At 66.6% G+C, this 4,044-nt stretch carries 4 protein-coding genes; all 4 read left to right on the top strand.

What is annotated here, in order from left to right:
- Window positions 1-2,326: RHS repeat domain-containing protein (locus K8638_RS43945; protein ID WP_305071234.1), on the top strand; the 2,326-nt coding region annotated here is incomplete at its 5' end.
- A 142-nt stretch (window positions 2,327-2,468) separates the two neighbouring features.
- The gene (locus tag K8638_RS43940; RefSeq protein WP_223760768.1) at window positions 2,469-2,783 is read left to right on the top strand and encodes a hypothetical protein; all 315 of its coding nucleotides are present in this window, start codon (window positions 2,469-2,471) and stop codon (window positions 2,781-2,783) included.
- A 507-nt stretch (window positions 2,784-3,290) separates the two neighbouring features.
- Window positions 3,291-3,815, top strand: coding sequence for a hypothetical protein (locus K8638_RS43935; protein ID WP_223760767.1), 525 nt, complete (start codon window positions 3,291-3,293; stop codon window positions 3,813-3,815).
- Window positions 3,812-4,044: hypothetical protein (locus tag K8638_RS43930; protein ID WP_223760766.1), on the top strand; the 233-nt coding region annotated here is incomplete at its 3' end. The genes K8638_RS43935 and K8638_RS43930, both read left to right, overlap by 4 nt.

Here is a 4,044-nt window from a genome sequence, read left to right as displayed (position 1 = left end):
CGTCCAGGACATCTATCCGCTGGGCACGCCTGAGCAGCGGGTGACGACCTTCGAGCTGGCATCTTCCAACGGCCGCCGCACGGCCATGACCGATGCCCTCGGCCGGCGCACCGAGTTCGAGCACGACGCGCATGGCAACCTGACGAAGGTGACGAAGCTCGCTGGCACGCCCCAGGCCACCTCGATTCAATACACGTATACCGCGGAGAATCGGCTTGCCAGCATTCGGGATGAGCTCGGCCATCTGTCCGTGTATGAGTATGACGCCCAGGGAAACGTCTCGCGCTTCGAGGACGCAACGGGCCGGTTCATTGAATACACGCATGATTCGCAGGGACGGATGGTCTCGAAGCGTGCCGGTACGGATGCTCCGACGACCTTCTTCTATGAGGGGGCGGATCTCGTCGCGGTGACGAATGGGGCTGGCCTGACGACGCAGTTCGTCCGCGATGCGCTCGGGCGCGCTGTGGCCCGCCGCAGCCCCGGCGGCCAGGTGAACCGGTACGAATACGATGCGAGGGACCGGCTCATCAAACACACCAACGCGCTTGGCCACGTCACGTCCTTTGCCTATGACAAGACCGGCAACTTCACGTTGCTCAGGGACGCGCGAGGCAAGGAGACGCTCTACAGCTACAACTCCCTGGGCCTGCTGTCCGAGCGGACGGATTCGCTGGCCCGCACGGAGGTGTACGGCTACGACGCGGCCGGCCGCCTGAAGACCTTCCGGGACCAGAAGGGGCAGGTGATGGGCTGGAACTACGACACCTCGGGGGCCGAGGTGCTGGTGGGCTTTGGCGCTACGGTCGCCAGCCCCGAGTCCTTCACCAGCAGCATCCAGGGGGTATATGACGCCGCGGGGCGGCTGGTCCGCCTGGAAGACAGCCTGGGACCGGTCATCACCTACGCGTACGACGGCTTCGATCGGCTCACGCAGGAGGTGTCTCCGAGCGGGACTGTCGATTACACCTACGACGCCGCGGGCCGCCTGACGAGCATGACCTCCTCGGGGCAGGCGCAGATTGTCTATGCGTACGATGATGCGGATCGGCTCACGTCCATCACGCAGGGGAGCCGTACGGTGTCCTTCACGTATGATGCCGCCGGCCGGCGTGCGTCCACCGTCCTGCCGGGCGGCGTGTCCCAGACGTACACCTACGACGCGGCGGGCCGGCTCACACGCGTCGAGTACACCCGGGGCTCCGTCTTCCTGGGTGACCTGACCTACACCCTTGACGCCAACGGCGACCGCATCTCGGTGGGAGGCACCTATGCTCGCACCGGCCTCCCCGAGGCCGTCGCGGGGGCGGTGTACGACGCGGCGAGCCAGTTGACGGCGTGGAAGGGCCGCACGCTAACCTATGATGCCAATGGCAGCCTCGAGTCGGACGGTCTCAAGACCTACACCTGGGACGCGCGTGGCCAACTCGCTCGGGTGAGTGACAGCCTGGCCACGCTCGCGGAGTTCACCTACGACCCGACAGGCCGGCGTTCGCGCAAGAGCGTGGCAGGGGTGACGACCGACTACCACTACAGCGGCCCCACCATCATCCAGGAGCGGCGCGGCGGGACGACCACCGGCCTGCTGACTGGCTTCGGCCTGGATGAGGTGTACAGCCGGACGACCTCCGCGGACTCGCGCGATTATCTTACCGACGCGCTCGGCTCGACGGTGGCGCTGGCTGACGGGACGGGAGCGCTGACCGCCGCTTACACCTACGAGCCCTACGGTGCGTCGGAGCTCACGGGGGATGCCTTCGGCAACACGCAGTCGTTCACGGGCCGGGAGGATGACGGCAACGGCCTCTACTACTTCCGTGCGCGCTACTACGAGCCGGAAACGGGCCGGTTCCTGCAGTCCGAGCCGATGCTGCATGAGCCGGGCTACGTCGTCGACATGGCCCTCAAGGGCCATGTCGTGCCTGCATACGCCTACGCCGCCAACAATCCGCTCTACTTCGTTGACCCCACCGGCCTCGCATTCGATGAGTTCTGCTGGGCGAAATGCATCGAAGAGGTGAACCCGCTCGAGAACAACCCCCTCTTCGGGGACGATCCATGCTCCTCGGGCTTCCCTTGGGGAACGGCCACTGCGCTCGGTACCGGGGCACTCCCAAAATTCTTCGGGTATCGGCCCGGTGCGTCGCACTTCACCAGCATCTGGCGCTACATGAATATCGGTTCGCGGAGTGCGTTCGGGCGGCCGGTATTTGCTGGCCCGACGACAAAGGCCCTGGGCCGTGGGAGTGTCTATTTGACCCTTGGCGCCGGTCTTACCTCTTGGGGTGTTATCGGGGCCTGTGCGGTCGAGTGCTCAGGGCGCTAGAAATGCAGCCATGACGAGGGCTCCAGTCGTTGACGTGGCGGCTCGGCGGCAGGCCTCGGCCCTGCTTCGGGAGTTCATGCAGGGCCGCCTTTCAAATGCGCAACTCGACACGGGTTATCCCCAGGCGTCTGCCGATCGAGCCGTGCATGAGGTCTACCGCCGAACGTGGCGCTTCCAGGACGACCTCCGGGAGTACCGAGCCGTGGGACAAGCGGCGCTGTCGCCGAGCGAGCGCGAGCTGCTACACCGGTGTGTGCTGTTCCTTGAAACGGACTTGCCCTACGAGTGGCCGTCACTCCTGGAACGCGCACGACGCTGGCTTGTGCCACGTCTTCTGGTGGGGAGCGCCGCCCGCGGTGCTCCTGAGAAAGGCGAGCCCCAGGCCTGGCCGTTCTTCAGAGAGCAGGATTGGAGGCTCGCAGCGGAGCGCGAGAGAAGAGAGGGAAGGGAGGCATGAGTCCATTGGAACGGTGCGGGCCAGGGGGTGGTCCGCGCCTCCCGGAGGTGGTTGGAAGAAACCGGGTGGCGAGTCGTGGGTTCAGTTGAGGCATTATTCTGCTGTGACTTGGGAAGATGGTCCGACAGTCAATTCTTGCTTGAAATTGTGCGCTTGCTTGCTCACTATCCGGAAAGTCAGAAAAACGTGGCGGGCCGGTAGTGAGGAAGTGTCTCGATGCTCCAGGGACGGGTGGTCCGCGAAGGCGCGGGGGCGTCAACCTTTGGGTGGCTGTTTTCCCATGCAGGGGGAACTCTCGCGCCGGCCCCGGTGGTTTCGGTAGGGCGCACCTCCAGCCCTGACTCGCATGTCCGTGCCTCGCAAGACAGGGCGCGCTTCTTCGACTCTCCATTGAGTGCGGACGGGAGGGTGGCTTTTGCCACCAGCCGCCGGCCCGGGGAGCATGGCCTCGCGGTCCTCTCGGCGGTGCATGCCCGGCACTCGACAGGCTTTGCGTGTGTCTTTCCGGTGTTCTCGCCATTCGAGCGCCAACTGGCGGGCGAGCGCGAGGTGCTGGCGGCGGCGCAGTTCCGAGGCCTCGCCCTCTTCACCCGGCGCGCGGGGCGGACCCGCTGCCACGGCGTGGAAGGTGGCGCGCTGACGAACGGGGAATCCCCTGCGGTGAAGGTGGCCCCAGGCCTCGCGCTCCGTCTGGCGGCTACGGCGCGGGAGGTCTCGCGCATGACGCTGGATGAGAGGCGGGCCGCGGTGCCATCGGGGGCGGAGGTGGCGGGGCAGGGGCGCTACGTGGCCGTGACGGCCCCCTCCATGCACGGCGGAGTCCCCACGCGGGCCCAGGCCGTCGAACGCGAGCTGTACTCCCGCACCGGCGAGGGGGCGCGGGTGGGAAAGCTGACGCCCACCGAGCAGGCCGACCTCGTGGATTTCCTGCAGACGCTGACGAGTCCGGCACGGCCCGGGGCGCCCACGGGCGCCCCGGATGCCGCCACTTCTGTTCACTCACCGCCTTTGACAACAAGGAGCCTTTCGTGAAGCGACATCTTTCGGAGCGCCACCTGTGGCTTCGCGCCATCTGGTGCTCCCTCCTGCTTACCGCCTGCGGTGGGGAGGCCCTCTCCACGCCGGCGCCAGGGACAGCCACGGTGGCCCGGGCCAGTGTCACGGCCGACGCGGGGCCTCCCGTTCACTATGCCTATGACGAGGCCCGCCGGTTGGTGGCCGTCTACGACGGCATGGGGGGCAGTGCCCAGTACGTCTATGA

Source organism: Myxococcus sp. RHSTA-1-4 (assembly GCF_020037125.1).
Taxonomy (GTDB): Bacteria; Myxococcota; Myxococcia; order Myxococcales; family Myxococcaceae; genus Myxococcus.
Note: the sequence above shows the minus strand (reverse complement) of the source record. Positions and strands in the feature narration are given on the sequence as shown.